General features: G+C 61.3%; 21 protein-coding genes and 1 tRNA gene. 10 read left to right on the top strand and 12 right to left on the bottom strand.

Features of this window, described 5'->3' with window-relative positions:
- Positions 1-109 precede the first annotated feature (109 nt).
- The gene (locus tag ABWI03_RS06425) at positions 110-1,369 is read right to left on the bottom strand and encodes a hypothetical protein (protein WP_124567101.1); all 1,260 of its coding nucleotides are present in this window, start codon (positions 1,367-1,369) and stop codon (positions 110-112) included.
- A gap of 383 nt (positions 1,370-1,752) precedes the next feature.
- Here ABWI03_RS06425 and ABWI03_RS06420 point away from each other — a divergent pair, with 383 nt between their 5' ends.
- From ABWI03_RS06420 to ABWI03_RS06395, 6 genes are all read left to right on the top strand, one after another.
- Positions 1,753-3,045, top strand: coding sequence for a glycosyltransferase family 4 protein (locus ABWI03_RS06420; protein ID WP_095972150.1), 1,293 nt, complete (start codon positions 1,753-1,755; stop codon positions 3,043-3,045).
- Positions 3,046-3,140: 95 nt separating this feature from the next.
- Complete coding sequence (gene gmd / locus ABWI03_RS06415) at positions 3,141-4,178, top strand: GDP-mannose 4,6-dehydratase (protein WP_095972149.1); 1,038 nt, start codon at positions 3,141-3,143, stop codon at positions 4,176-4,178.
- Complete coding sequence (locus tag ABWI03_RS06410; RefSeq protein WP_095972242.1) at positions 4,175-5,155, top strand: GDP-L-fucose synthase family protein; 981 nt, start codon at positions 4,175-4,177, stop codon at positions 5,153-5,155. Before gmd ends, ABWI03_RS06410 begins: the two co-directional genes overlap by 4 nt.
- Positions 5,152-5,688, top strand: coding sequence for a DapH/DapD/GlmU-related protein (locus ABWI03_RS06405; RefSeq protein ID WP_095972148.1), 537 nt, complete (start codon positions 5,152-5,154; stop codon positions 5,686-5,688). Before ABWI03_RS06410 ends, ABWI03_RS06405 begins: the two co-directional genes overlap by 4 nt.
- Entirely contained in the window at positions 5,685-6,806 is a 1,122-nt protein-coding gene (locus ABWI03_RS06400; protein WP_298775048.1) for a glycosyltransferase, read from the top strand. The genes ABWI03_RS06405 and ABWI03_RS06400 overlap by 4 nt, the downstream gene beginning before the upstream one ends.
- A gap of 33 nt (positions 6,807-6,839) precedes the next feature.
- Positions 6,840-7,394: a YdcF family protein gene (locus ABWI03_RS06395; protein ID WP_095972146.1), complete on the top strand. Its 555-nt coding sequence runs from the start codon at positions 6,840-6,842 to the stop codon at positions 7,392-7,394.
- Positions 7,395-7,408: 14 nt separating this feature from the next.
- On the opposite strand, the gene ABWI03_RS06390 is transcribed toward ABWI03_RS06395, so the two are convergent.
- The 11 genes from ABWI03_RS06390 to ABWI03_RS06340 all read right to left on the bottom strand — a co-directional run bounded on the left by ABWI03_RS06390 (position 7,409) and on the right by ABWI03_RS06340 (position 21,972).
- Positions 7,409-8,890 (bottom strand): sugar transferase, encoded by a 1,482-nt coding sequence (locus ABWI03_RS06390; protein ID WP_298775045.1) that lies wholly within the window; start codon positions 8,888-8,890, stop codon positions 7,409-7,411.
- 320 nt (positions 8,891-9,210) lie between these two features.
- Entirely contained in the window at positions 9,211-10,047 is an 837-nt protein-coding gene (locus ABWI03_RS06385) for a nucleoside triphosphate pyrophosphohydrolase (protein WP_298775042.1), read from the bottom strand.
- Between the two features lie 7 nt (positions 10,048-10,054).
- Entirely contained in the window at positions 10,055-13,681 is a 3,627-nt protein-coding gene (gene mfd / locus ABWI03_RS06380; protein ID WP_124567108.1) for a transcription-repair coupling factor, read from the bottom strand.
- Positions 13,682-13,809: 128 nt separating this feature from the next.
- Positions 13,810-16,392 carry a glycosyl hydrolase 2 galactose-binding domain-containing protein gene (locus ABWI03_RS06375; RefSeq protein ID WP_298775038.1) on the bottom strand — a complete coding sequence of 861 codons (2,583 nt, stop codon included), beginning with the start codon at positions 16,390-16,392 and terminating at the stop codon, positions 13,810-13,812.
- Between the two features lie 2 nt (positions 16,393-16,394).
- Entirely contained in the window at positions 16,395-17,381 is a 987-nt protein-coding gene (locus ABWI03_RS06370) for a DUF1839 family protein (RefSeq protein ID WP_296555420.1), read from the bottom strand.
- The gene (locus ABWI03_RS06365; RefSeq protein ID WP_095972141.1) at positions 17,381-18,337 is read right to left on the bottom strand and encodes an amino acid--[acyl-carrier-protein] ligase; all 957 of its coding nucleotides are present in this window, start codon (positions 18,335-18,337) and stop codon (positions 17,381-17,383) included. The genes ABWI03_RS06370 and ABWI03_RS06365 overlap by 1 nt, the downstream gene beginning before the upstream one ends.
- Positions 18,334-19,524, bottom strand: coding sequence for an acyl-CoA dehydrogenase family protein (locus tag ABWI03_RS06360; RefSeq protein WP_298775035.1), 1,191 nt, complete (start codon positions 19,522-19,524; stop codon positions 18,334-18,336). The genes ABWI03_RS06365 and ABWI03_RS06360 overlap by 4 nt, the downstream gene beginning before the upstream one ends.
- Entirely contained in the window at positions 19,521-19,763 is a 243-nt protein-coding gene (locus ABWI03_RS06355) for an acyl carrier protein (protein ID WP_095972139.1), read from the bottom strand. The genes ABWI03_RS06360 and ABWI03_RS06355 overlap by 4 nt, the downstream gene beginning before the upstream one ends.
- Positions 19,756-20,202, bottom strand: a complete 447-nt coding sequence (locus tag ABWI03_RS06350) for a holo-ACP synthase (RefSeq protein WP_095972138.1) — start codon at positions 20,200-20,202, stop codon at positions 19,756-19,758. The genes ABWI03_RS06355 and ABWI03_RS06350 overlap by 8 nt, the downstream gene beginning before the upstream one ends.
- Positions 20,203-20,487: 285 nt before the next feature.
- Positions 20,488-21,129: a ScbR family autoregulator-binding transcription factor gene (locus tag ABWI03_RS06345; RefSeq protein WP_003946317.1), complete on the bottom strand. Its 642-nt coding sequence runs from the start codon at positions 21,127-21,129 to the stop codon at positions 20,488-20,490.
- A 189-nt stretch (positions 21,130-21,318) separates the two neighbouring features.
- Entirely contained in the window at positions 21,319-21,972 is a 654-nt protein-coding gene (locus ABWI03_RS06340; protein WP_095972137.1) for a TetR/AcrR family transcriptional regulator, read from the bottom strand.
- Positions 21,973-22,126: 154 nt separating this feature from the next.
- On the opposite strand from ABWI03_RS06340, the gene ABWI03_RS06335 reads away from it, so the two are divergent.
- From ABWI03_RS06335 to ABWI03_RS06320, 4 genes are all read left to right on the top strand, one after another.
- A tRNA-Gln gene (locus tag ABWI03_RS06335) sits at positions 22,127-22,197 on the top strand.
- Positions 22,198-22,275: 78 nt separating this feature from the next.
- On the top strand, positions 22,276-23,727 hold the full coding sequence (gene glmU / locus ABWI03_RS06330) for a bifunctional UDP-N-acetylglucosamine diphosphorylase/glucosamine-1-phosphate N-acetyltransferase GlmU (RefSeq protein WP_095972136.1): 1,452 nt from the start codon (positions 22,276-22,278) through the stop codon (positions 23,725-23,727).
- 54 nt (positions 23,728-23,781) lie between these two features.
- The gene (locus tag ABWI03_RS06325) at positions 23,782-24,762 is read left to right on the top strand and encodes a ribose-phosphate diphosphokinase (RefSeq protein WP_003946284.1); all 981 of its coding nucleotides are present in this window, start codon (positions 23,782-23,784) and stop codon (positions 24,760-24,762) included.
- 239 nt (positions 24,763-25,001) lie between these two features.
- Entirely contained in the window at positions 25,002-25,658 is a 657-nt protein-coding gene (locus tag ABWI03_RS06320; protein WP_030536285.1) for a hypothetical protein, read from the top strand.
- The last annotated feature ends 38 nt before the right edge of the window (positions 25,659-25,696 follow it).

The following is a 25,696-nucleotide window of genomic DNA, read 5'->3' as shown; positions in this document are numbered from 1 at the left end:
AAACCATCGGTCGGCTCAGTTCACTCAAAACAGTCTATAGGATTGTTTACTGCGAAGTAGCCGAGGAGTACGAAGTGCCTGCAGACGCACCGTGGGACGCAGGTTTCCGCTATCGCTCGCCGAAGTGAAATCCTGTTTCCATCGTCACGTCGGCACCCGACAGGCCAGCGGCAGTTTTCACCGCCGCAATCAGTGAGGCCTTCGCGACATGTCCACCGGAATGACTGAACGTGCAATCGGAGACGTTTCCAGTCGCCCGAATGTTGATCGACATCGCGTTTGCGGCGTAGGTCTGCATGCCACCGGAGTACACGAGCCGACCATCACGCTTCGCATACGGCCGGTCGGCCGGGAGACGAAAACACGACATACTGGTGGTCAGAGGCTGTTCCGCGATCTCGCCACCTTCGCCGAATCCACCACCGGATCCGTGCCTGTAGTCAGCTGCGCGCGTGACCACCTCACCTACTGATCGACGGATCAGCGCCTCGCCCGACCGAATTCGCGACGACAGTTCGTGCGCCACGTCAGCAGGGTCGTCGACCGACCAGTCGGCTCGAAATGGTATGTGACTGAATGCATTCCCATCGGTGAGCCCGAGAACTGGGGAGTACGACCGAAGGTCCGCCACCACGTGATGACTCTCGTGCGCCCCACGTTCCAACGCGGCAAGTAGTGCGCAGTAGAAGTAGACCGACGGCAATTTGCGATCAGTCCTGCCTTCGAGCCGAGCGAAATACCACCACGCGCGTGAGTCCAATGCATGCATCCCCGACTCGTCCGGGCAAGCCACCGGGCGCGGAACCTCCTTCCGCATACCGACAATCTGACGTATCGCTCCGAAAGATGCTTTGGGGTGAGCGACGGACATCCGAAGTCCGCCCTCGACGATCCTCCGCGCAGTCAACGGCCGCCGGTCCTGCCGAACTGGCGCACAGTCAGGACTCAACCCACTCAATGCCAGAAAGAGTCGTTCCGACTTCGGCATGAACACCGTCTCGTCACCGAATCGGTGCGAGTAGATCAGTCCGAGCATTCCGGCACTTACGACCAACACGATTGTCGACGGGTCGACGAGGCGGCTGTTATGGAAGAAACTCACGAAGACCTTGTCGAATTCGTCGACATCGACTGTGTCGAACTCGTCGGGGAGATCGCCAGCCGCGTCGTCGAGCACCAGGTGCTCGGATTCGATTTCGGATTCATCGACTCGGCGCACCAACACGACGCGCACACGGACCTCGTCCTCGGGATCGAAAACACTGCTGATCCACACCGAAATCGCGTCGTCGACCACTGACGGTACAACTGTCGCAAACGCCTGCTGAGTATTGCAGCAGTAGATGTTCCCCCACGGATCAGACCTCATCATTTCCCCTCTGCCGCCGAATACACAACAAACCGCAAGACGGTCAAGGTGTGATCGAACATTCACGCAGACCATTGCGTGAGCACAGAATTGCACACGGTGCGAGAGCGCAGAATCCGGACCCGCCCGGACGCACACCACCCACCTCGACCCAACTATCACCAGAATCACATCCATCCAGTTATTTTTTGGCTAAATCGGTCGTTCAGGCGGTCGAATGCCGGGCATTCATCTGAGCGATTCGCCCATTTTGTCGAGTTTGGCCAGCCGACCGGGTTGATAAACCGCCCTACTGGGGCTTAAATAGCTTGAATAAAACCGTTTGACTGTTTCGCGCGCCATTTCCCAACCGGAGGTTCGTCATCAGTACACAGACCGACCAGATGCACGACTACCCTGGCGGCGCTTCGGCGATTCCCGAGTTACCGACAAGTGCCACCGTCGGCTCGCTGAACATCACAATCCTCGGAATCAACTACGCGCCGGAAACCACGGGGATAGCTCCGTACATGACGGACCTTGCCGAATCGCTCGGTGAGCGCGGGCACGAGGTGCACGTCGTCACCGGTTACCCGCACTATCCGGCATGGGAAATCGACGCTTCGTATCAGGGGCGGTCGATAGACGAGATCGTGAACGGCGTTCACGTTCACCGACGCCGCCACTTCGTCCCGAACCCACCTAACGCGTTGGGACGAATCAAAATGGAGCTGAGTTTCGGCGCACGCGCCGCCAGTTCCGGGTGGAACACACCTGATGTGATCGTGTGTACCAGTCCGGCATTGCTGGCCACTGCGATGGTCCTCGGACGTGCTCGGCTGACGCCCAATCGCCCGGCAATCGGGGTCTGGGTCCACGACTTGTACGGACAAGGTGTCGTGGAGACCGGCGCGATGACAGGCCGCAGCGCCCGCGCAACGTCTCGGCTAGAGGCGGCTGTCGTGAAGTCCGCCGACGGAATCGCTGTCGTCCATGACCGTTTCGTCGACCACGTCGTCAACGAACTTCACGTCCCACGCGAACGAGTCACCGTCGTTCGGAACTGGACGCACGTAGCACCGATCGATGTCGAGGATCTCACCGCCGCACGCACCAGATTCGGGTGGTCGCCCGATGAAACCATAGTTCTGCACACCGGAAACATGGGTGTAAAGCAAGGTTTGGAGAATGTGGTCGAGGCGGCTCGACTCGCCGACGAGCAGAATCTACCGATCCGATTCGTTCTGGTCGGTGACGGCAATCAGCGACCGAACCTCGAAGCTGCGGCAATGGGAGTCAATCGAATCGACTTCGTGCGGCCACTCGACGACCAGGACTTCCGCACTGCCATGGCCGCCGCTGACGTTCTACTGGTCAACGAGGCACCCGGAATCGTCGGAATGGCAGTGCCGAGCAAGTTGACGTCGTACTTCAGCAGCGGTACCCCGATTGTCGCTGCGACCGACGTGGCATCCACGACTGCTGACGAAATCCGTGCTTCCGGTGCCGGCGTCGTCACTCGGAACGGTGATCCCGCCGGCCTGCTCACCGCAGCCCTGCAACTCGCGGGCGACGCAGAGACCTCCGCCAGACTTGGCGCAGCCGGGGTCCGTTACTGCGCTACCGCGGTCGGCAAAACCGCGTCCATCGACAAATGTGAACAGTGGATCCGCGAGCTGGTGGCCGGCCGCAATTAGTACGCGAGCCACTCGGAACAACACCTCACACATCTCGACACACACCTGGACTCGGATCCGAAGACGACGAACACAGACAAGGCAGCTGACGCTCGATGACCAAACGCGCACTCATCACAGGGATCACCGGACAGGACGGCTCCTACCTGGCAGAACTGTTGTTGGCCAAAGGCTACGAAGTACACGGATTGATCAGACGCGCATCAACTTTCAACACGTCGCGCATCGATCACCTCTATCAGGACCCTCATGAACAGGGCGCACGGCTGTTCTTGCACTACGGTGACCTGTCCGACGGCGCACGACTCGTCACGCTTCTGTCGAAGATCGCACCAGACGAGGTGTACAACCTCGCTGCGCAGTCGCACGTGCGGGTCAGCTTCGACGAGCCCGAACACACCGGCAACACAACCGGAATCGGGTCTATTCGTTTGCTCGAAGCAGTCCGCATGACGGGATTGCAGTGCCGCTTCTACCAGGCTTCGAGTTCGGAAATGTTCGGAGCCAGTCCGCCTCCACAGAACGAGGACACCCCGTTCTATCCGCGGTCGCCGTACGGTGCTGCGAAGGTGTACTCGTACTGGGTCACCAGGAACTATCGCGAAGCGTACGGAATTCACGCGGTGAACGGGATCCTCTTCAATCACGAGTCACCCCGCCGCGGTGAAACATTCGTCACCAGAAAAATTACGCGTGCAGTCGCGCGGATTCAGGCCGGGATCGAAGATTCCCTGTACCTGGGCAATTTGGACGCGGTCAGAGACTGGGGCTACGCACCCGAGTATGTCGAGGGTATGTGGCGGATGCTTCAAGTCGACGAACCAGATGACTACGTGTTGGCCACCGGAGGGAACTTCACGGTCCAGGATTTTGTCGTGGCCTCCTTCGAACATGTTGGTCTCGACTGGCAGAAGTACGTCAAATTCGATCCTCGTTACCTTCGCCCGACCGAGGTGGACGCTCTGGTCGGCGACGCAGGCAAGGCCGAAGACGAACTGGGCTGGAAAGCAACAGTACAGACCCCAGAATTGGCTCGAATCATGATGGACGCCGACATCGCAGCATTGGCGAATGCCGGCACACCGTGGATCGACACGCCACATCTCCCTGATTGGAAGATCTCGCTCTCATGATCACAACGAAATCGATTGCACCTCTTGATCGCAGCGCCCCGACATACATCGCGGGCCACAAGGGACTAGTGGGTTCCGCGCTCTGGCGCAAGCTCGAACAGAGTGGCTTCACCGAGTTGATCGGCCGCACATCTGCCGAACTCGATCTGCGAAACCGTGCTGACGTGTTCGCCTTCTTCGAAGCAACCAAACCGTCGTGCGTTGTCTTGGCTGCCGCGAAGGTCGGGGGGATCGTCGCGAACAACACATATCCGGTCGACTTCATCTCCGACAATCTCCAGATCCAGACCAATGTGCTCGACGCAGCGTTGCGGCACGGCGTGCGTCGATTGCTGTTCCTCGGGTCCTCGTGCATCTACCCGCGCCTGGCACCACAGCCGATCACCGAAGATCAGTTACTGAACGGCCATCTCGAACCGACCAACGACGCGTATGCGATCGCCAAGATTGCGGGAATCATCCAAGTCCAGGCTGTTCGTCGGCAGTTCGGGTTGCCTTGGATCTCGGCGATGCCGACAAGCCTGTACGGCCCCGGCGACAACTTCACGGAGAATGTCTCGCACGTACTTCCTGCGATGATTCGCCGTCTCGACCAAGCCCAGAAGGATGGAATTGAATCCGTCACGAACTGGGGTTCGGGGAGCCCCCGTCGAGAATTCCTCCACGTGGACGACTTGGCCGACGCACTCCTTCACCTACTCGACACCTTCGACGAGTCCGGACATATCAACGTCGGTACCGGTCACGACGAAACCATCAAAGATCTCGCAAACATCGTGGCCGAAGCAGTGGGATATGAAGGCCGAATGGACTGGGACACAAGCAAGCCCGATGGTGCACCGCGCAAACTACTCGACGTGTCCACATTGATGGCCACCGGTTGGAAACCACAGATCTCAACACGCGAGGGCATCGAGTCGACCGTTGCATGGTATCGCGAGCACGTACGGGACTCGTCTGCAGCGGTCCGACTGTGAGCACAACACGCACTCTGTCCGGGTTCACCGGGGCAGGCTACGACAAGGGACGCGGCCTACTGGTTCAAATCTCCTGGCTTGTGATTTCCGGTGTGCTGCTTTCTCATTGGTGGTGCCCCAACGGAATACGCGTTGCAGTTCTCCGGCAGTTCGGCGCAGACATCGCCGACGGGGTCCTGATTCGACACCGTGTCCGTATCCACTGGCCGTGGAAGCTGACGGTCGGAGCAGACTCGTGGATCGGGGAGGGAACCTGGATACTCAATCTCGAACCCGTCACGATAGGGGCGAACACGGCTATCTCGCAGGATGTCCTCCTGTGTACGGGCAGTCATGATCACCGAAGTCCCACATTCGAGTTCGACAATGCCCCCATCGTTATCGGTGACCAGGCGTGGATCGCCGCCCGCGCGACGATACTCCGGGGTGTAACGATCGGGGACAACGCAATCGTCGGCGCGACGGCTTTGGTGACGTCCGATGTTTCCGCCGGAACCACAATGTTGGCGCCACGGGCCGGCGCCGCACGATGAAGATACTGCAAATCGTCACTCTCTTCTCACCGGACGCCGCATACGGAGGGCCTATCAGGGTCGCCCTCAATCAGTCGAAAGCATTGCAAGACAATGGTCATGACGTAACTATCGCCGCGGGTGAGCGTGGATACGCGGTGCCCCCGACACACGAGCAAGGTATCGCTCTGAAATTGTTTTCGGCGCGAACCGTGATCCCCAAGATCGGGTACGCGGGAATCGGCGCGCCGTCGATGCTTGTGTGGCTTCACAAGCACATCCGAGAATTCGATGTCGTGCACATTCATCTCGCTCGCGACCTGGTGACTCTTCCTGCCGCGAAGCTGGCTCTTGCATACGGCATTCCAGTTTTCGCTCAGACTCACGGGATGATCGACGAAACAGACAAGCTGCTGGCAAAACCGTTGGACGCTGCTCTCACGATCCCGGTCCTCAAACGAGCACGGACAGTGTTCTATCTGACCGAACGCGAACACGCAGACCTGCAGTCCGTTGTCGGAGACGGTCACCTAAACTTGGTGGAACTCAACAACGGGATTCCGGAGGCAGAAGACCTCGAGTCGCGGCCTTGCAACAGTTACGACCCGCCCGAGGTCCTCTACCTCGCACGCCTACAGGCAAGAAAGCGACCCCAGGTGTTCGTTGAAGCCGCAAAAGAGTTGTTGGACAGCGGACACACGGCGCGATTTTCGATAGTCGGGCCGGATGAGGGTGAAGCAGAAGCCGTCAACGGACTGATCGAACGCTCAGGGCATAGCACTTTCATCCGGTACGAAGGCCCACTTCCGTTCGACAAGTCTGCCGCGCGATTTCGTCAAGCCTCGGTATATGTCTTGCCCTCCGTGAACGAGCCGTTCCCAATGTCCGTACTCGAAGCGATGGCCGCAGGACTGCCCGTAGTCGTCACCGACACGTGTGGCCTCGCACCACTGATTCGAGACGGTCGGTGTGGCCTCGTGATCGGCGACGCCACCGAGTCACTGACTGCGGCGATCTCGTCGCTCTTGAAGGACCCCGTCGCCGCAGCAGAGATGGGCGCCCGCGCTCGAAGTGTTGCTCGCGAACGCCTAGGAATGCCTGCCGTTCGTGCAGTGCTCGAGACCCAGTACAGGCTCTGAGCGGCTCCCACATCTGCACTACAGGAAGTAATTGTGAAATCCACTCGCCCCAAGGTTCGACGACGCATACTCGTTCTCAGTGGCATTGTCGGCGGACTTACTGCAATCACTGCTGCCGGCTGGCCGGTCTACGTCGATCCGGTGATCGACACACCCGAAATGGCCGACGCGATAGTCGTACTGGGCGGTGATCACGACGGCAGAGAAGAGTACGGACTGTCCCTGGCTGAGCAGGGCTACGCGCCCCAGATCATCTTTTCGAATCCGTATCGCAGCAATGATCCGAAGATCAACGCAATATGCGAAGGAACCTACGACTTCGAGGTCAGCTGTTTCAAGCCAGATCCGTCGACCACGCGTGGCGAAGGACAGGAGATTCGGCGTCGCGCAGAGGCAGAGGGATGGAAGCGCGTCATCGTAGTGACCTTCGTTCCCCACGTCTCTCGCAGTCGTTACATCATCAACCGCTGCTGGGACGGTGACATCGACGTAGTCGCGGACCGCCGACCACTGCCCTTCTGGGTTTGGGCCGCAAACTACGTTTGGCAAACCGCGGGGTATGTTCGCGCCCAGTTCCAGGAATGCTGACCGGCTCTGGCCGATCAGTACGCTCCGTCGCTCCTGAGCACTGCAGATACGGTCTTGGTGATGATCGAGATGTTCTGCGCCGCAGACCAATTCTCCACATATGACGAATCGAGACGAACAGATTCCTCCCAGGAGAGATCACTGCGACCACTTACCTGCCAGAGACCGGTGATGCCAGGTTTGACCAGCAAGCGCCGGGCAACCTCGTCGTCGTACATCTCGACCTCGCGACGCAACGGCGGCCGGGGGCCGACGACGCTCATCTCCCCGCGAATGACGTTGAAGAACTGTGGGAGCTCGTCGATGCTCAATCGACGAAGGATCTTGCCGACGGACGTGATTCGTGGATCCTCACGCATCTTGAACAACACGCCCCCAGCGCCTTCGTTGTCGCCCATCAGATCGACAACCTGTTGATCGGCACCTTCCACCATGGTACGAAACTTGAACATGGGGAACGGTTTCCCGTTGAGGCCGATGCGTTCCGCCTTGTAGAACACCGGGCCTTTCGACGTGAACTTGACTGCAGCGGCAGCGGCGACCATGACCGGCGCCACGAGGAGGATCATCAGCATCGAAAACACCGCGTCGAAAACAGCGGGCGCAAGCCGGTTCGCCCCCTGGTAGCGCGGCCGGGCAACGTGAATCAACGGGAGTCCCGCCGCAGGGCGAAACATCAAGCGAGCCTTCGACACATCGGCCACGACCGGTGAAACCACCATGTCGACGCCCTCTGCTTCGAGGTCCCACATCAGTTTGCGAATGCCCACCTGCCCGAGGTCTTCGGTCCCGGTGACGATGACGGTGTCTGCGCCACTGGCGCGCATCGCCTCGACCACCTCGAACTCGTTGCCCAATACCGGGACTGCTGCGCCGTCGACAACGATGTGATCGTCCAACGCGGTCGCCCGACGCGGAATGCACGCTCCCACGACGTCGTAGCCGGCCGAGGAATCGCGCACGAAGGCACGCGTGGTGGCAACGACGGACGCGTGTCCACCGACCAACAGCACCGAGTTGCGGCAATCCCCGATCGCACGCTTCTTTCGAATGTCGCGTCGCCAGAGGTAGCGCCCGAGAAGCAGCGCAGCGAGTCCGACGGGCAGGGCGATCATGAGATAGCTTCGCGCAATTCCCACGCCGAGAATGATCCCGGCCAATGCACCTACCCCGAACACCTGGCCGGTAGCGAGCAGCACCTTCTCGTACTCGTCACTGCCTTCACCCAACATCGCCTGATGACGACTACGCCCCCGTGCGAGCGCGATCATCCACAACCCGCCCAGCGCTGCAGACGCGATCACCTTGAGTGGTGTCAGCCACTCGATGGGATGCGGCCACATGCTGCCGATCTGAGCGAGTGCGATCACGAACAGGACCGTGATCGAATCGCTCACGGCGATCCGCTTCCGGTATGCCCGACGCCAGTCGGTGCCGACATGAGCGGAATCTTGTAATGCTGCCGACCGGCTCTCCACCTCAGCATGAACGCTCATTTGCCATCAGTCCTTCTAGTCATTCGAACGGCTTCAGCGGATCGAACGACTTCGGCGGATCGCTGATCGGTAACCACTCCGAGCCTCCAGGTACGGCAACACCCCGCCGGTTGCCGTACCTCGCCGCTCGCAGTGCAGAAACGAACCGTCATCGGACCCCCCTACATACCTGCCGATCAAAGGCCACTTCGTGCGAGAAAACGACCCAGTGTTGCTCATTTCGTACGTAAACATACCTTAGGTTTGTTTCAACTGCACTCACCGAGCCCAAGCTATTTTCCGGTTGCCAGATGATTACCGGGTAATTACGTCAAAGTGGGCTAATCCTCCACGTTTTCGAGGCCCCTAGCCTCACGTGTCCGTATGTCGGTCATCAGTCTGTCCAGAGCGCCGAGCAGTGCCGTGTCGGCGCGTCGGCACCGTGCGATCAAGGATTTCAGGTCAGCTTCATCGGTGCTCGCGATCACACCGGCCTTGGCAGCGCGACTCAACACTTTTTCAGCGAGGAGCAACGGCGGCTGCGACCGCGCGATTCCGTCCATGGACGACGCGCGCGCCTTCTCGGCAGCCTTCAAAGCGTCCCACGCCCGCTCCTGCTCAGCGATGTCGACCACTCCGGAACTGACCAGGTGCGGGCTGCGGTGCACAAGTTTCGCGATCAATGCGCCGGCCACGTCGTCCAATTCGAAAACGCCGTGAGATTGAGCGATCCGCGAGTGGAACAACACCTGGAGCAACAGATCGCCGAGTTCCTCACGGAGATCGCTCTCGTCGTCGCTTCGAATCGCGTCGAGTACCTCATAGGTCTCCTCGACGAGGTAAACCGAGAGGCTCTCGTGCGTCTGGGTCGACTCCCAACCACCACGATTCCACAACCGGTCCATGATCGACGCCGCTTCCACCAGTCGATCGCCGTGAATGGGTTCGGCGCGAATCACCTTTACCCCAGCGGCAGAAATCCCCTCGATCTTCGGCTCGTCGGTGTCCATCATCAGAGTGACCGAGGCGCCGGGTGTCGTCGCCGGCAGCGCGCCGCGTACCGAGTCGGGAACGTCCGGGTCGATATCGATCGCGCCGGACAAGAACGGGAGCGCCTCTATCGGAAAGACATGCGGCCGCAAAGGATCGAGCAGTACGACGACGGGCGATTCGTTCACTGTGCGCTCACGCCTCGACCAGGACGGCACCGGCGGCGCGCCCGTCTATCGCCAGGATGAAGTCCGCGATGTACTGGAGTAGTTCGACGTCCCGCAGACGATCCGAGCCGACTCCGCCGGTGCGAGGCAGCGGGAGTTGCACGAGCCCGGTCGTTGCCCGGTACTGCGCGCTCGGATAGATCCTCTTGAGCCTGATCTGTTTGGAATCGGGCAGTGACATAGGCGAGATCTTGAGCTGAGTTCCGGTGACGGCAACTTCCTCCAGTTGGTACTCGCGGCAGAGGAGTCGAAGCTTGGCCACCGAGATCAGCCGTCGAACCTCTTCGGGCAGTGGGCCGTAGCGATCGACCAGTTCTTCGACTACGGCAGCGATGCCGTCGGAATCGGTTGCCGCAGCGAGCTTGCGGTACCCCTCCAACCTGAGCCTGTCACTGGTGACGTAGTCGGGCGGGATGTGCGCGTCCACCGGTAGGTCGATCCGGACTTCCTTCGTGCCCTCGTCCATTGTGATCGGCTTGCCGTCGGCTGCAGCCCGGAAGGCTTCGACCGCCTCACCGACCAGCCTGACGTACAGATCGAACCCGACCCCCGCGACGTGGCCGGACTGCTCTGCGCCCAGAACGTTTCCGGCTCCACGGATTTCGAGGTCCTTCATCGCGACGGCCATACCCGCGCCGAGGTCCGAATTCTGCGAAATCGTTGCCAACCGGTCGTATGCCGTTTCCGTCAAAGGCTTTTCGGCCGGATACAGGAAATAGGCGTATCCACGTTCGCGACTACGCCCGACGCGTCCGCGAAGCTGATGCAATTGCGAGAGGCCCAGCGAATCCGCACGTTCGACGATCAGTGTGTTGGCGTTCGAGATGTCCAGACCGGTTTCGATGATCGTGGTACAGACCAACACGTCGAAGTCGCGTTCCCAGAATCCCTGCACGGTCTTTTCGAGAGTGTCCTCGTTCATCTGACCGTGCGCGACGACGACGCGAGCCTCCGGGACGAGTTCGCGAATCTTCTTGGCTGCCTTGTCGATCGAGCTGACGCGGTTGTGTACGTAGAAGACCTGGCCGTCGCGCAACAGTTCGCGCCGGATGGCCGCGGCGACCTGCTTGTCGGCATACGCGCCGACGTAGGTGAGGATCGGATGACGTTCTTCCGGCGGCGTGAGGATCGTGGACATCTCGCGAATCCCGGCCATACTCATCTCGAGAGTACGAGGAATCGGGGTAGCCGACATCGTCAGGACATCCACATGGGTGCGCAGTGCCTTGATGTGTTCCTTGTGCTCGACTCCGAATCGCTGTTCCTCGTCGACGATCACAAGCCCGAGGTCCTTCCAGCGGATACCGGTCTGCAGCAACCGGTGAGTACCGACGACAATGTCGATCTCACCTTCCGCCATGCCTGCGATGATTTCCTTCGAGTCCTTGGCGTCGGTGAAACGGGACAGCCCTCGCACCTTCACCGGGAACGACGCCATTCGTTCAGTGAACGTCTGAAGATGTTGCTGTGCAAGCAGAGTCGTCGGAACCAGCACCGCTACCTGCTTGCCGTCCTGCACTGCCTTGAACGCGGCACGAACGGCGATCTCCGTCTTGCCGTACCCGACGTCACCGATCACCACCCGGTCCATCGGAACCGGCTTCTCCATGTCGGCCTTGACCTCACTGATGACGGTCAACTGGTCGATGGTCTCGGTGAACGCAAATGCGTCTTCGAGTTCCTTCTGCCACGGCGTGTCCGGGCCGAACGCATGCCCGGGAGCTGCCTGACGCGCAGCGTAGAGCTGAACCAACTCACCCGCGATCTCACGAACTGCCTTGCGGGCCTTACGCTTGGTGTTTGCCCAGTCGGATCCACCGAGCTTGCTCAGCGCAGGCAACTCTCCACCGACGTACCGGGAAAGTTGATCGAGTGATTCCATCGGGACGAACAGACGATCGCCCGGGTGGCCACGCTTGCTCGGCGCGTACTCGATGACCAGGTATTCACGACGCGCCCCGCCGATGGTGCGTTCGACCATTTCGACGAACCGGCCGATACCGTGCTGATCGTGCACGACCATGTCCCCTGCCGACAGCGCGAGGGGGTCAACCTGATTGCGGCGCTTGGCCGGCAAACGCTTTCCGTCGCCGACCGCCGCAACACGGTTGCCGGTCAGATCGGACTCGGTGACGATCACCATCCCTGGTGTCGAGTCGTCGCCGGCGAGTACCAGTCCGTCGTGCAGAGAACCGCGGAGCACCGCGACCTGTCCACGGGCGGGGGTCGCTCCGGCATCGAGCATCTTGGCAGGCACTTCGGCTTCACCGAGTCGCTCCACGACGCGGCTTGCCGTTCCAGCACCTGCCACCACGATCGCCGCGCGACCGCCCGTGCTCACGTGTGCCCGCAGGCTGACGAACAGTTCGGCCAACAAGTCGTCGGAACCACGAACCTGCGGTGCTGCCTGAACCGGGAGTTCGAGTTCTTCACCATTCCCGGACGCCAGCGGGCTGACCGTCCACCACGGACGGCCGGCAGCTTCGGCAGATTCGCGAACATGACGGAGCGACCGATATGCGGAGGCGCCGAGATCGACTCCCCCGCCGTTGAGGATCGACGTGTCCAGCGGTGCAGCGCCGCCGATCGACGCCGCAGTCCACGACGCTTCCAAGAATTCCTGGCCGGTGCGCACCAGGTCGGTGGCGCGGGTGCGCACCTTCTCCGGATCACACAGAAGGATGTGCGCCCCCACGGGAAGGACATCGGAAAGTAGTTGCAGTTCACCGGGTTTGAGGACCGGGAGTAGAGCTTCCATCCCCTCGACGGGGATGCCTGCCGAGATCTTGTCCAGCATCTCGACCAACGACGCGTCGGCCTGATTCTCAGCAGCAAGTGCTGCAGCTCGGTCGCGAACATCAGCTGTCAGAATCAACTCACGACACGGCGGCGCGATCACGGAATCGACGTCGACGTCCGGTAGCGAGCGCTGATCGGCAACAGAGAAATACCGAAGTTCCGATACCTCGTCACCCCAGAATTCGATACGGACCGGATGATCCGCCGTCGGCGAGAACAGATCGAGAATGCCACCGCGGACCGCGAACTCACCGCGCTTTCCCACCATGTCGACGCGGCTGTACGCCATCTCCACCAGACGAACCAGAACGGAATCGAAATCGATCTCGGTGCCGACGCGCAACGTGATCGGCTCGATCTCCCCGAGCCCCGGCGCCATCGGCTGTACGAGAGAGCGCACCGTCGTGACGATCACCCGGAGAGGCGAGCCGTACGAGGCGTCGTCTGGTCTGGCGAGTCGGCGCAGTACCTCCACTCGCCGCCCGACGGTGTCCGCGCTCGGCGACAGTCGCTCGTGCGGCAATGTTTCCCACGACGGGAACTGCGCGACGCCTCCACCGAGCATCTCGGTGAGTTCTGACGTCAGATCGTCGGCTTCGCGACCGGTTGCCGTCACCAGCAGCACCGGCGTGCGGGCGGCAAGGGCAGCGGCGATGAATGGTCGAGCCGGCTTCGGCGCCACGATGTCCAGGGCGGCCGCACCGATGGAGTCGATCACTGGAGTGAACGCGGCGTCTGCGAGGGCGACCTCGGCGAGTCCAGCGAGCGCAGTCTGGGCAGAGGACAAGGAAGTCAACGAACGCGCTCCTGAACAGTGATGACGGGTTGCGGACGCACAGCCCGAGCGCAAGATCCCCACCGAGGCAGAGTTGTGCGCCGGTTCGATTCTATCGGTGCGCGATCTCGCAGCGCAGTCCGATCCGTTCAGTTTCCCGCAACGCTCGTCTTCTTCGTCGTCCGTTTGGTCGGTGAAGATCGGGTGGCCGGGACGCTCGGCGGTGTCACAGCCACGCTGGTGTGAGAGTTGAGCGCCCGAACCCGGCCGATTACCTTCGTTGCCTGGCCGGTTCTCCGCAGATGCACGGTCCTGCGACCGTTCGGCGCGAGGTGGAACCAGGAGTCTTCGGGCTCGAAGCCCTGCAGTTCGAGGGCAACGTATTGGGCGGCAGCATCGGTCGTGACGTCGACGACCCACTCGTCGTCACCGACAGTGCGCGCAGTAGCGACAAGTCCGACCGACCGCTCGAGGGGCCGTGCCGAACTCCCCAGGAGGTGCACCACTTCGTCCACCATCTCGCCGTCTTCGCCTTCGAGTGTGACGGTGACGGCGTCGTATGTCCGCGCCCCGAACCGAAAGACGTGAGTGAGGTCGGTGAAACGGCCGACAAGACTGTCCACCGACCAGGTCAGACTCGAATGCGCCTCCACCTTGACCGGTAACGCGACGTCGACCGGGACGACTCCTGACCGACTGTGCGCTCGAAACCTGATCTCGCCGACGACAGGTTCGGCGGTCTCGTTGATCGCGTCGAGCCTCAATCCGTCCATACCGTCGTCCGTGACGAGGAGCGCGATCGGTTTGGCGCTCCTGCGGAGCACGAACCACGGAGCTTTGGGGTCGCCGTTCCAATCGAGGACCCCCCATCCCGGTCCGGGCTCCAGATCCCGCAGTGCAAGCGTCAAGGCGCCGTCGCACCGAGAGTCCGGCCGACGCCAGTAACCGAGAGTGGACGCGAACGCCTCACAGACAGCTGCGCGTCCGAGGTCGAGATAGCGTTCCGGGTCGGACCACCGGACTTCACGAGCATCTTCGCCGAAGAGCGCGTGGACGTAGTGGTCCCGTACATCCTCGAAATCCCACGACGATCCGTTGTCCCGCGGCACCGCGGCTTTCCACGCCGGGTGGTGCCCCGCGACGGCGAGTGAACCGAATTCGTTCTCGATCACGGCATTCGACGGTGGAATCGAAAACGCCAGTGATTCGGTCGCAAAACGTACTCGCGCGCTGAGCACGTCAGCCAAGGGACGACGATAGGCCCCCACCCCGAAGTAGTGAGCGACCCCGCTTCCGACGTGCGTGGTCAATTGCTCTCCCCCGCGGGGCGCCGAGGGCGACGACGTCACGTACTCGAGGTCAGGTGCCACCGTCGAGATCAACTCCGGCAGTCTCGAATGAATGAGTGGGATGTGTTGATCGACCAAGCCCAGCATGGTCGGCTGCTGTTCGGTCTCGCTGCCCCCACAGAAGACTGCCAATGCGGGATTTCCACGCACCCTGCGCAGGTACGCGGTGACCTCGGCGACGACGAGTTCGAAAAATTCGTCGGTGTCGGGCGGGTCGAGCGTCGCCAACATCATGTCCTGCCACACGAGAATGCCCAGTCGCGCGCATTCGACCCAGAAGTGGTCGCTCTCGTAGAACATCGTCCCCGGGATTCGAACCATGTTCAGGCCCGCCTCGGCCAGTTTCTCCAGCACACGGGTGGTGCCGGCGTCGCCTTGAAGCGAGATCGGGTCGGTCGGCACCCACACCGAACCACGGCAGTACACCCCGATACCGTTGACACTCAACCGGAATCCACCATCGGATCTGTCAACTTCCACCGTCCGGAATCCAACGGAACCAAGATGCTCGGAGACTCCGTCCGTTTCCAACGTCACAGGATAGGTACACGGGGCGCCGTGCGTATGCGGCCACCACAATTGCGCGTCCGCCACTTCGACGACGCCGGACACGTCGTGGAATCCGTCGGGTCCGGCAATCGCAGCCAATCGTTGCGAGTGCTCGCCGACTCGCACGGTGACGTAGTCCAGCGAGGCCGGCAACCCGGTGAGCCGAGCGCTGATCGCAACGCGACCGGTTGTGCCCTGGACACTCGCCTGAGTGGACACCGCGGTTACGGCGGCAACCCTTTTGTCCAACAACCGGATACCTCGCCACGGACCCACCGGCACCGGCACGCCACTGAATACAGGGGCCATACCGAGCATCGTGGTTCGGATCCACCGAAGGCCCTGCTCGCGTACCATCGACGAGCGCCAACGTCCGCGTGGGCGGCGTGCCTTCAAAGTCGCGGCGAGCGAATGAAAATGAATAGCCACCCGGACACGTTCACCCGCTCCGACTCCGGCCGGAATGCTCACTTCCCCAGGTGCGAACATGGATTCACTGGACGCGACGAGGACGCCGTCGATCCAGACGTCCGCAAACGCCGTCAGACCGTCGAACTGGAGCAGCCACGACCCCTCACCGGTCGTAGCCGCTGTGGTTACGAACCACCAATCCGACGATTCAACAGATGACGAAACTGACGGCGATGCAAACTGTTTTGCACGTCCGGCGTCCGATTGCGACTCACGCAACGCACCGACGACTGTTCCCGGCACGGACGCCGTCACCCACTCGGTCACGGTGTCGAGAGCATCCGGATGAGTCACGGATCCTGGTTCGGTTGCAGCGCATCGCCATCTCGCGCCGGCCAACACGTCTGCCGACGATCTGGTCACTGCTAGACCAACCTCAGATGTCGATGCGAGTCGACGCCGACCGTGTCGGCCACGACGTCCATCGCCCTCTTCCACGACACCGCCATCTCGTCGAGTTGCTCACGTGGGTCCACGGCGCGGCCCCGGGCGGCGCGCGCCATCTGAAACTGCACGCTCTTGGCCCCGGACGCCACTTTGCGGAAATCCGCCGCAGCTTCGACCATCCCGGAAAAACCTGAGGTGTCCAGGAACTCACTGGCGTCGGCCGCGAGCTCCGCGCTGGCACCGCACTGACGAAGAAGCCCGAAGGACCAGAGGTGAAAGGCATCCATGCCTGCCCCCTGCACCCATTCGAGGTCGGCGATCACCTTGCGCCCCAGCTCGCGCACGGGATTACCCGCTGCTCGAACCGCGACGTTCCGCCGAGCCACTTCGGCGATGTTTCCGGCGTTGGTGGCATGGACCGGATTCAACCGAATCTGTTCGACGTAAGGAACAAACGACGGAAGTGAGGAACGATCGAGATCGAAGACACCGGAGAAGTCTTCCCCTCGCAACATGTAATACCCGCTGTTGTGGAAGTATTCGAGCTCGCCGGCAACCCTGTCGATCCGATTGGGCACGATCGTGGTCTTGGTGTGCCCCTCGTGATAACTCGTTCCGAGGGTGTCGGGAAGCCAATATCCGTCCACCTCGACCGTCGACAACATCCCAACCGCGAGATTGTCCTCGACATGTATCAGTGGCGCCCGCCAGACGTTCATCTCGGCGACTTCGATTCCGTACAGCGCGTAGATGTCTTCTGCCTTGAGTTTGAGAAACGTCCACTGATTTCCGTCGAAACGCGACGAGAAGGCACAGGCCAACGCCGGGACGGGATCCAATCCGAGCGAATGCAACACTTCGATCCACAGATCCGTGTAGCAGTTGGTCTGCGCCCATACCCGGTCGTCCTCGTGCAACGTGTGGGGCCGGTAGCGATCAGGTGAAATGTCGATGAGCCGGGACATCAGATGCCCATTCGTTCACGAACGGTAGTCGGCCACGCAGTCACATCGAGACCATGAGTCCGCAACAAGGACAAGGCAATTCGCTCCATCCCGAAGCCGACGCACGAGCTGTGTGCTACTTCGCCCGCTGCCGTTCGGATGTCGAAGTTGACACCGAAATGGTCGAGATGGTTGTTCGAGGACACGATTGCCGTGCCCTCGTCGAGATCTCCGTAGAGCCGAACCGTCAGTTCCGTCTTGAGATTCTCTTCACGCTGGTTGGCTGCAAGCATCTTTCCAGCGCGTCCGAAGAAAGGGTCATTGGCGATCACCGGGGTGGCGTCGAGTTGGAGCTGACCGAGCACCTCGAGTCCCCGCTCGATCCAATGCTCGCGATGCGCTCGTGCTGCGGCGGCATCACCGATAGTCACGAACTCGTGCATCCGAAACGCTTGCATGCGAGCCGGATCGATCGCCGGTTCGTGCCGGAAGCAAAAACCGTAGATGTCCAGCAGCACCCCACCTTCGGGGAGCACTCCGGTGTATCGCGCATAGGCGGGATGGCACGCAGCGGACACGAGCATGGTCTCGGTCGGCTCGAGGTGGCGATCCCACGATTGCCCCTCGGCGCGATCGGCGAGCAGTCGTGCGTGATCGCGATTGGAACCGGCGAAGGTATTGATGGCGCCGGTCAGGTTGGGGAATGAAGCGATGTAGTCGGTGCGCTCGAAACTGCTTCGCGGGAACACCGGCGGAAACCGCAACCGCGTCGCGGCAGCGCCTGGTCCTGCCGCAACCACCACTCGGTCGATACCGTCGACGATGTCCTCGAACACGCCGGAACGCCCGTAGAGTCCCGGTACCTCCGTCTCGACGAGAAGTCCCTCGACGAGCAGTTCGCGCTGAAATGCGGCCCGCGCCAGATCCAGGTCGGTCTCGCCGGTCACAGTTTCGGTTGTCACAGTCTCGCTTGTCATATCGTTCCCCGGTATCCGATTGCCATGTGCGCTGAACCCGCCATGATTCGATCGTTGTTCACCATCACAGCTGCGCCGTGCGCGTCACGAAGGTGCCGGCCGAGCGAAAACTCGGTGTCCTCGCGATATCCGGAGATGCCGCAAATCAACATTGTCTGCCCGACGATTTCCACCACCGCAGTGGAGGTTGTGACTTTCAAGTTGTTCATCGCGAGCGAAAAGCCCACCGCGCCGGTCGCCTCGAAATCGGCGCTACCCTCTTCGGCCCGAACCGCCCGGTCGTACCTGCGTGCAGAAGCATCAACGAGATCGGCGAATTGTTGTGCGGAAGCAGCAACTTCGGCGAGACGCAGCGCTCCCGGCGAAGTGACTCCCGGCTGCTTACGGGCGGCGGCACGCACGTACTTGCGCGCCTTCTCGACTGCAGCGTCGGCGATTCCCAGCCACACCGAACTCCAGACGACGTGCGAGACCGGAAGCATCGTGTGGGTGGAGATATCGGAGTACGGAACGTCGGCGACCATCTCGGGCGTCGAGGTGGCCCGAAGAATGTAACCGAGACTACAAGTTCCCCTCAGTCCCAGCGTGTTCCATTCGGTGGTGCGTTCGAGCGTCAGGTCTGGGGTACGACACACCACGAGAACCTGGTCGTTCGGCTGGCTCTCCGGTGTTCGCCGGGCCGTGACGACTATCGCGTCGGAATGCTCACCGTACGAAATGACGGGCGCATTCTTGATCAGTAGTAGATGCCCACCCAAATCTTCCACCGCACAGTAACTCCGGCTGACATCTCCGCCGATTCCCAGCTCGGTGGTTGCCGACGCCAACAGCAGTTGCTTGTTCGCCGTTTCTTCGATAAACCCACGTAGCGCTTCGGTGTTGCCATGCTTGACCAACGAGTAGATCTGTGTCTGATGCATGGCAAAAATCATTCCGCTTGCTGCACAGCGCGTTCCGATCACGCGAGCGATCTGCGACACCTCCTGCAGCGAGAGCCCTTCGCCCCCGAGTTCCCTCGGTACAGCCACGGACAGCAGCCGTTCGCTCCGCATGGCATCGACAGCTTCACGAGGAAACCTTGCCTCGGCATCGACTTCGTCGGCCCACACCGCTGCAACGTCGTCGGCCAACCGTGCGGCGCGCTCGAGGGCCGTCCCGGTGGAGCACTGCGATTGCGGAGCGTTCATGCAGCACCCAACTCCGCCAGCGCACCCTCGATCGCCTTGACGCTCGAGAAAGTACTCTTCCGCAACAACTCGTCAGGAAACTCGATGTCGAACGAATCCTCCAGCGCCAACATGACATTCACGCTCGCATGCGAAGTCAAACCCAACTCGTAAAGATCGGCCTCTCCGTCGATCGTGCTCACGTCGACTGCCAGCCGACCGTGCTCGACGAGCACTTTCCGAATTGCCTGATCAATCATCAGCGATGTCGTCCTTCTTTTCGATGCGAGTGCCCGAGCGAGTTGCGATCACCATTGCGATGGCAACGTCCGCTTCGTGCGAGATAGATACTTGAAAGTCGTGCAGATCCTGGGCCCGAGCCAGTTCCGCGGCATTACCGGACAGCGTCACCCCACAACCACCCCAGTCGGCCCGAGTGATTTCGATGGAATTCCACGGAACGGGAACGTCACCCGGTCGCAGCACCTTCACTACAGCCTCTTTGGCGGCGAAACGTGCAGCCAATCGCTGATCCCGCGCCGGACCGGCGCACGTCTGCAATTCGTGTGAAGTGAAGGTTCGATCGAGATACCTCCGCCCGAAGAGGTCGATACTTCGAGTGACATCCACGACGTTCACCACGTCACAGCCGATACGCGGGCCGATGTCGAGCATCGGCGTCGGTGCAGTGTCACCCATCTGTTGACTCCCCATCTGGGGTCGTACACGCCGGGCAGCCCCCTATGCTGCCCGGTGCGCCGACGCCGTCACCCTGCCCTGACAAACCCTCGTTATCAGCAATTATTCAGCTACCGGAAGAACATACCGCAATCCGTCGATAGTCGGCAAGATCAGACTTCCGGAATCCCATCGACACTGTAAACATACTCTCAGTTTGTTTCGAATGCAGAACAAAGAGAACAAGCTCCCTACCAGGACATTTCAAACAAACAAATCAAACGAGTCGCAAGGCGGGCTGCGATTTCAGTGGTCGCTGGCTAGACGCCGTGCCGCGAATTGTCTGAAGTACTCAACTTTCGATTCCGGGACCACGATCGGAAGTATCAGGTTCCACGATGCCTTCATGGAGTCCGAAAGCTCACGAACGGTCCCGGTCGCGGCTGCCATCAGCCGAACTCCGGACGCCACTTCCAACAAGAAACGAGCGATATCGGCAGAGTCCGCGTCCGAACGAAGATCACCTTCGTCGGCCGCACGGCTGGCAAGTTCGCGGTAAATGTCGAGCCAGACGTCCAGAGTCGCCGGCCCGGAGCCCCGATAGTCGCCGATCTCGACCAACAAGCGGAACGTCGCTCTGACCATGGCGTCGTGCGCACCGATGTCGACGATGACCGACGAGATACCGATCAGCGACTCGAGCGCCGGAGTGCGACGGTCCAACCAGAGCTCACATTTTGCGTCGAACCGTGCCGAACCCTCGTCGATCACCGCCCGCGCGAGTTCTTCCTTCGACCCGAAATGGAAGTACAGGGCGCCTTTGGTCACCTGCGACTCGGCGATGATCTCACTCAAGCTGGCATTGGCATAGCCCAGGCGCAAGAACACACCCGCTGCTCCGCGCAGCACCGAATCACGGGTGGCTTCTGCCCGCTCTTGCCTCACCATCGATCCGGCCTCCAATCACCACACATCGAACGAATCCTTGGTCTTACCCGTTCACAGCGTCAAAATGGAAGGCACGGTTCGGCATTCAACCCACCCTGCAAACAAATGAGACATTTGCCCATCAAACGATCGTGATACAGCGAACACAGCTTAGACCGCGATCCATCTCTGCGTGGCAGGCGCGCCTGGTTAACCCTCCAATTGTGGGTCGGCTTCCAGATTCGTGAGGCCGTTCCAACACAAATTCACGAGGTGGGCGGCGACAACTTCCTTGGACGGAGTTCGTTCGTCGAGCCACCACGTAGCCGTCGTTGACACCATTCCGACAAGCGCCTGCGCGTACATCGTTGCTAGTCCGGGGTCGAAACCGCGTCTGGAGAAGTCTCCCGCCAGCAGGTAGCCCACCTGACTGATCGCGTCGTTGAGGAGGCTCGAGTAGGTTCCGCTTGGCGCGACAACAGACGAATCGCGCACGAGTATCCGGAATCCGTCAGTGTGCTCTTCCACGTAGGTGAGCAAAGCCAACGCAACCCGCTCGACTCGAACTCTCGAGCGATTTTGCGAGAGGGAAGAAGTGATCATCTCGAGAAGGCGCGACATCTCCCGGTCCACTACGACGGCGTACAGCCCCTCCTTGCCACCGAAGTGCTCGTACACGACCGGCTTGGACACGTTCGCTCGCTGGGCGATCTCCTCGATCGAGGTCGCTTCGTATCCCCGTTCGGCGAAGAGCGCCCGCCCGATCTCGATGAGTTGCTGACGCCGTTGGGTACCGGTCATCCGGATTCGTGTCGCTCGTTCGGGGACTGGATCCCCGCCACCCGAACCGGACACCGTCGCCATTGTCTTCCTCTCGCCGACTCACAAATTGTTGCTGTGGACACTCAGCCTATCGGGACTTCGGGGGCCCAATCGGAGGAGCGGTTCGACCTACGGCGGGTCGGCGTGCGATTATTCTTTCGCGCGTTCGGCCGCAAGGCTCGGCAATGCGTGGCAATCCGCCGTGGTGTAATGGCAGCACCTCTGATTTTGGTTCAGATAGTTCAGGTTCGAGTCCTGGCGGCGGAGCTGGTGAACAACATGCATTTCCCGAGCGGAAATTCATGTCTTGATCGACAGCTTGATCGACAGAGGGAGCTCAAACCAGTGCAGACCGCCGTGATCGTTCTCGCAGCGGGTGCCGGTACACGAATGAAGTCGAAGACTCCCAAGGTCCTCCACACTCTCGCCGGACGCAGCATGCTGGCACATTCGCTTCACGCGGCAACCTCACTGAATCCCACGCACCTCGTGACCGTCGTCGGCCACGATCGTGAGCGTGTCACCGAGGCCGTCAACACAGTCGCCGGCGAGCTGGGTCGTCCCGTCACCGTCGCCGTTCAGGACGAACAGAAGGGCACCGGGCACGCCGTCAGCTGCGGGCTCGAGGGGCTGCCGGCCGACTTCGCCGGGACCGTACTCGTCACAGCCGCCGACGTGCCCCTGCTCGACGGCAAGACCATCGCGGATCTCCTCGCCCAGCACACGGCTGCTCCCGCTGCCGCGGTCACGGTGTTGACATCGACGGCCGTCGACCCCACCGGCTACGGACGAATCCTTCGCACGACGGACGGCGAGGTCAACGCCATCGTCGAGGAGAAGGAAGCCACTGATTCGCAGCGCTCGATCACCGAGGTCAATTCAGGGGTGTACGCCTTCGACTTCGAAACTCTGCGCGACGCCCTGGCATCCCTCGACTCCAACAACGCACAGCACGAGTTCTATCTCACCGATGTGATCATGATCGCTCGACGCGCAGGAAAGCGTGTTCGTGCGCAACACATCGCGGATTCGGTTCTCGTCGCCGGCGCCAACGACCGAGTGCAGCTCTCGACGCTCGCCCGCGAGATGAATCGTCGAATCCTGGAGTCGTGGATGCGCGCCGGCGTCACCGTCGTCGACCCCGCGAGCACCTGGATAGATTGCGACGTGCACATCGCGCAGGACGTGACGCTCCTGCCCGGAGTTCAGCTGACCGGCACGACGTCGGTGGGCGAAGACGCCGTGATCGGCCCGGACACCACCTTGGACAACGTGACAGTCGGCGAGCGCGCAGTGGTCGTCCGCTCGCACGGGACCGACTCCGTTGTCGGCGCTGACGCAACTGTCGGCCCCTTCGCCTATCTCCGGCCGGGTACCCGCCTGGGTGCACACGGCAAGATCGGCGCTTACGTGGAAACCAAGAACGCGGATATCGGCGAGCATTCGAAGATTCCGCATCTTACCTACGTCGGCGACGCCACCATCGGCCATCACAGCAATATCGGAGCTTCGAGCGTCTTCGTGAATTACGACGGGGTGAACAAGAGCCGTACTGTGGTGGGGTCGCACGTCCGAACCGGCTCCGACACCATGTTCGTCGCCCCACTCACTGTTGGTGACGGCGCATACACCGGTGCGGGCACGGTCTTGAAGAACGACGTACCGCCTGGGGCGCTTGCCGTCTCGGGTGGGGCGCAGCGCAACATCGAGGGTTGGGTGCAGAAGAATCGACCCGGCACTCCTGCGGCCGACGCCGCTGCAGCGGCTGCTCAACCTGACAGCCCTGCAACAACCTGACAGCACAGATCACCACCAGATCGACCGGCAAGTACAAAAGGATGGCATGAACCAGTGACTGCGAATTGGATCGACAACCAGAAGAACCTGATGTTGTTCTCGGGTCGCGCACATCCCGAGTTGGCGGAGCAGGTGGCGAAGGAACTCGACATCCGCGTCACCCCGCAGACCGCGCGCGACTTCGCGAACGGCGAGATCTTCGTTCGATTCGAAGAGTCCGTTCGCGGCTCCGACGCGTTTGTCCTGCAGAGTCATCCGGCACCGCTGAACACGTGGGTGATGGAGCAGCTCATCATGATCGACGCTCTCAAGCGTGGATCGGCAAAGCGCATCACTGCAGTGCTCCCGTTCTACCCGTACGCCCGCCAGGACAAGAAGCACCGCGGACGCGAGCCGATCTCCGCTCGCCTGATCGCGGACCTGCTCAAGACCGCCGGCGCCGATCGCATCATCACGGTCGACCTGCATACCGATCAGATCCAGGGCTTCTTCGACGGGCCCGTCGATCACATGCACGCACACAGCCAGTTGGCCAACCACATTCGCGCGGGCTACAACCTCGAGAACATCACGGTGGTCTCCCCCGACTCGGGCCGCGTTCGTGTCGCGGAGAAGTGGGCCGACTCGCTCGGCGGAGCACCGCTGGCATTCATTCACAAGACGCGCGATCCGTTGGTACCCAACCAGGTCAAGTCCAACCGCGTCGTCGGTGAGGTCGAAGGTCGCACCTGCATCCTGATCGACGACATGATCGACACCGGTGGAACCATCGCCGGTGCGGTCAAGGTCCTCAAGGAGGCCGGTGCGGGTGACGTCGTCATCGCCGCAACCCACGGCGTCTTGTCCGACCCTGCGGCCGAGCGTCTGTCGACGTGTGGCGCAAAGGAAGTTGTTGTCACCAATACACTTCCGATCGACGAGTCGAAGAAGTTCCCGACGCTGACGGTGCTGTCCATCGCACCGCTGCTGGCACGCACCATCAAGGAAGTTTTCGAGAACGGTTCTGTGACTTCGCTGTTCAACGGCAGCGCCTAGTCTCCCGCCGCACTACGGGCGCGTACCTGTGACTTCACGGTCACCGGTACGCGCCCGTAGTCGTCTTCGCGAACCTCACAGAAACAGACCACCTGGTCATCATGAAACCACCTGTGGGACACACGAATACCACCAAAAGCGGCAATCAGCATGATCTTGATCACGCCCGCGTCGAGAAACCCAGGTCGATGTTGGGGCGGTGTTCACCGCGCCGCAATCTTCGCCTAGTGTGGCTCGTCGTGATCGACGCGCAAACCCTGGAATCCCGGCCCGAATCTCATTCCCTGAATTCATCAGTTCCGACGATCCGGCGGTGGCGCCCAGGATCTTGTGTCTGGTGCGGAGACGACAACTCCGTGGACATGTTTCGCAACGAACCCCGCTGCGGAAAATGCCGTGAAAACGAAGGCATCATCGACGACGCGAAGCGTTTCCTCGGCATGTACGGTCTGCGCCCGCTCGGCGGCACGCTGCAGTCCGACGACGACGAAGAGCGCGAGTACCGCGTCAACGCTCGCGAGGCACGCCGAGTCCTGAACGAGATCCGCATGGACGTCCTTCCCGATGCGGCCGCGGTTCGCAAGGCAATTCGGCCCCGCGCCGCGACGGTTGTCGCCGACACGTCGCCCGCACGCGCTTCCCGCCCCGCCAGCACGGGCACCGCGACGCGCGTTGCCGCTCCGGTCAAGACGGACACCGTGGACATCGACACGCTCCAGACGCGCGTCCTAGGGCTTCTCGATCAGCTCGGTTCGATCGACGAGCAGATCAAGGTCGCCGAACTCGCACAAGGGTTGCCGGCGCGCGCTCGACTGAGCGATCTCAACAAGCAGAAGGCCACGGTTCTTCGCACGCTGGCTGCTCTCGAGAAGGCCCGAATCGCCGCCTCCAACTAATTCCTTCGCGTCCGTCCCACGGCCCCGTCTCCTTGCGA

This window comes from Rhodococcus baikonurensis (assembly GCF_040489275.1).
GTDB classification, from domain to species: domain Bacteria; phylum Actinomycetota; class Actinomycetes; order Mycobacteriales; family Mycobacteriaceae; genus Rhodococcus_F; species Rhodococcus_F baikonurensis.
Note: the sequence above shows the minus strand (reverse complement) of the source record. Positions and strands in the feature narration are given on the sequence as shown.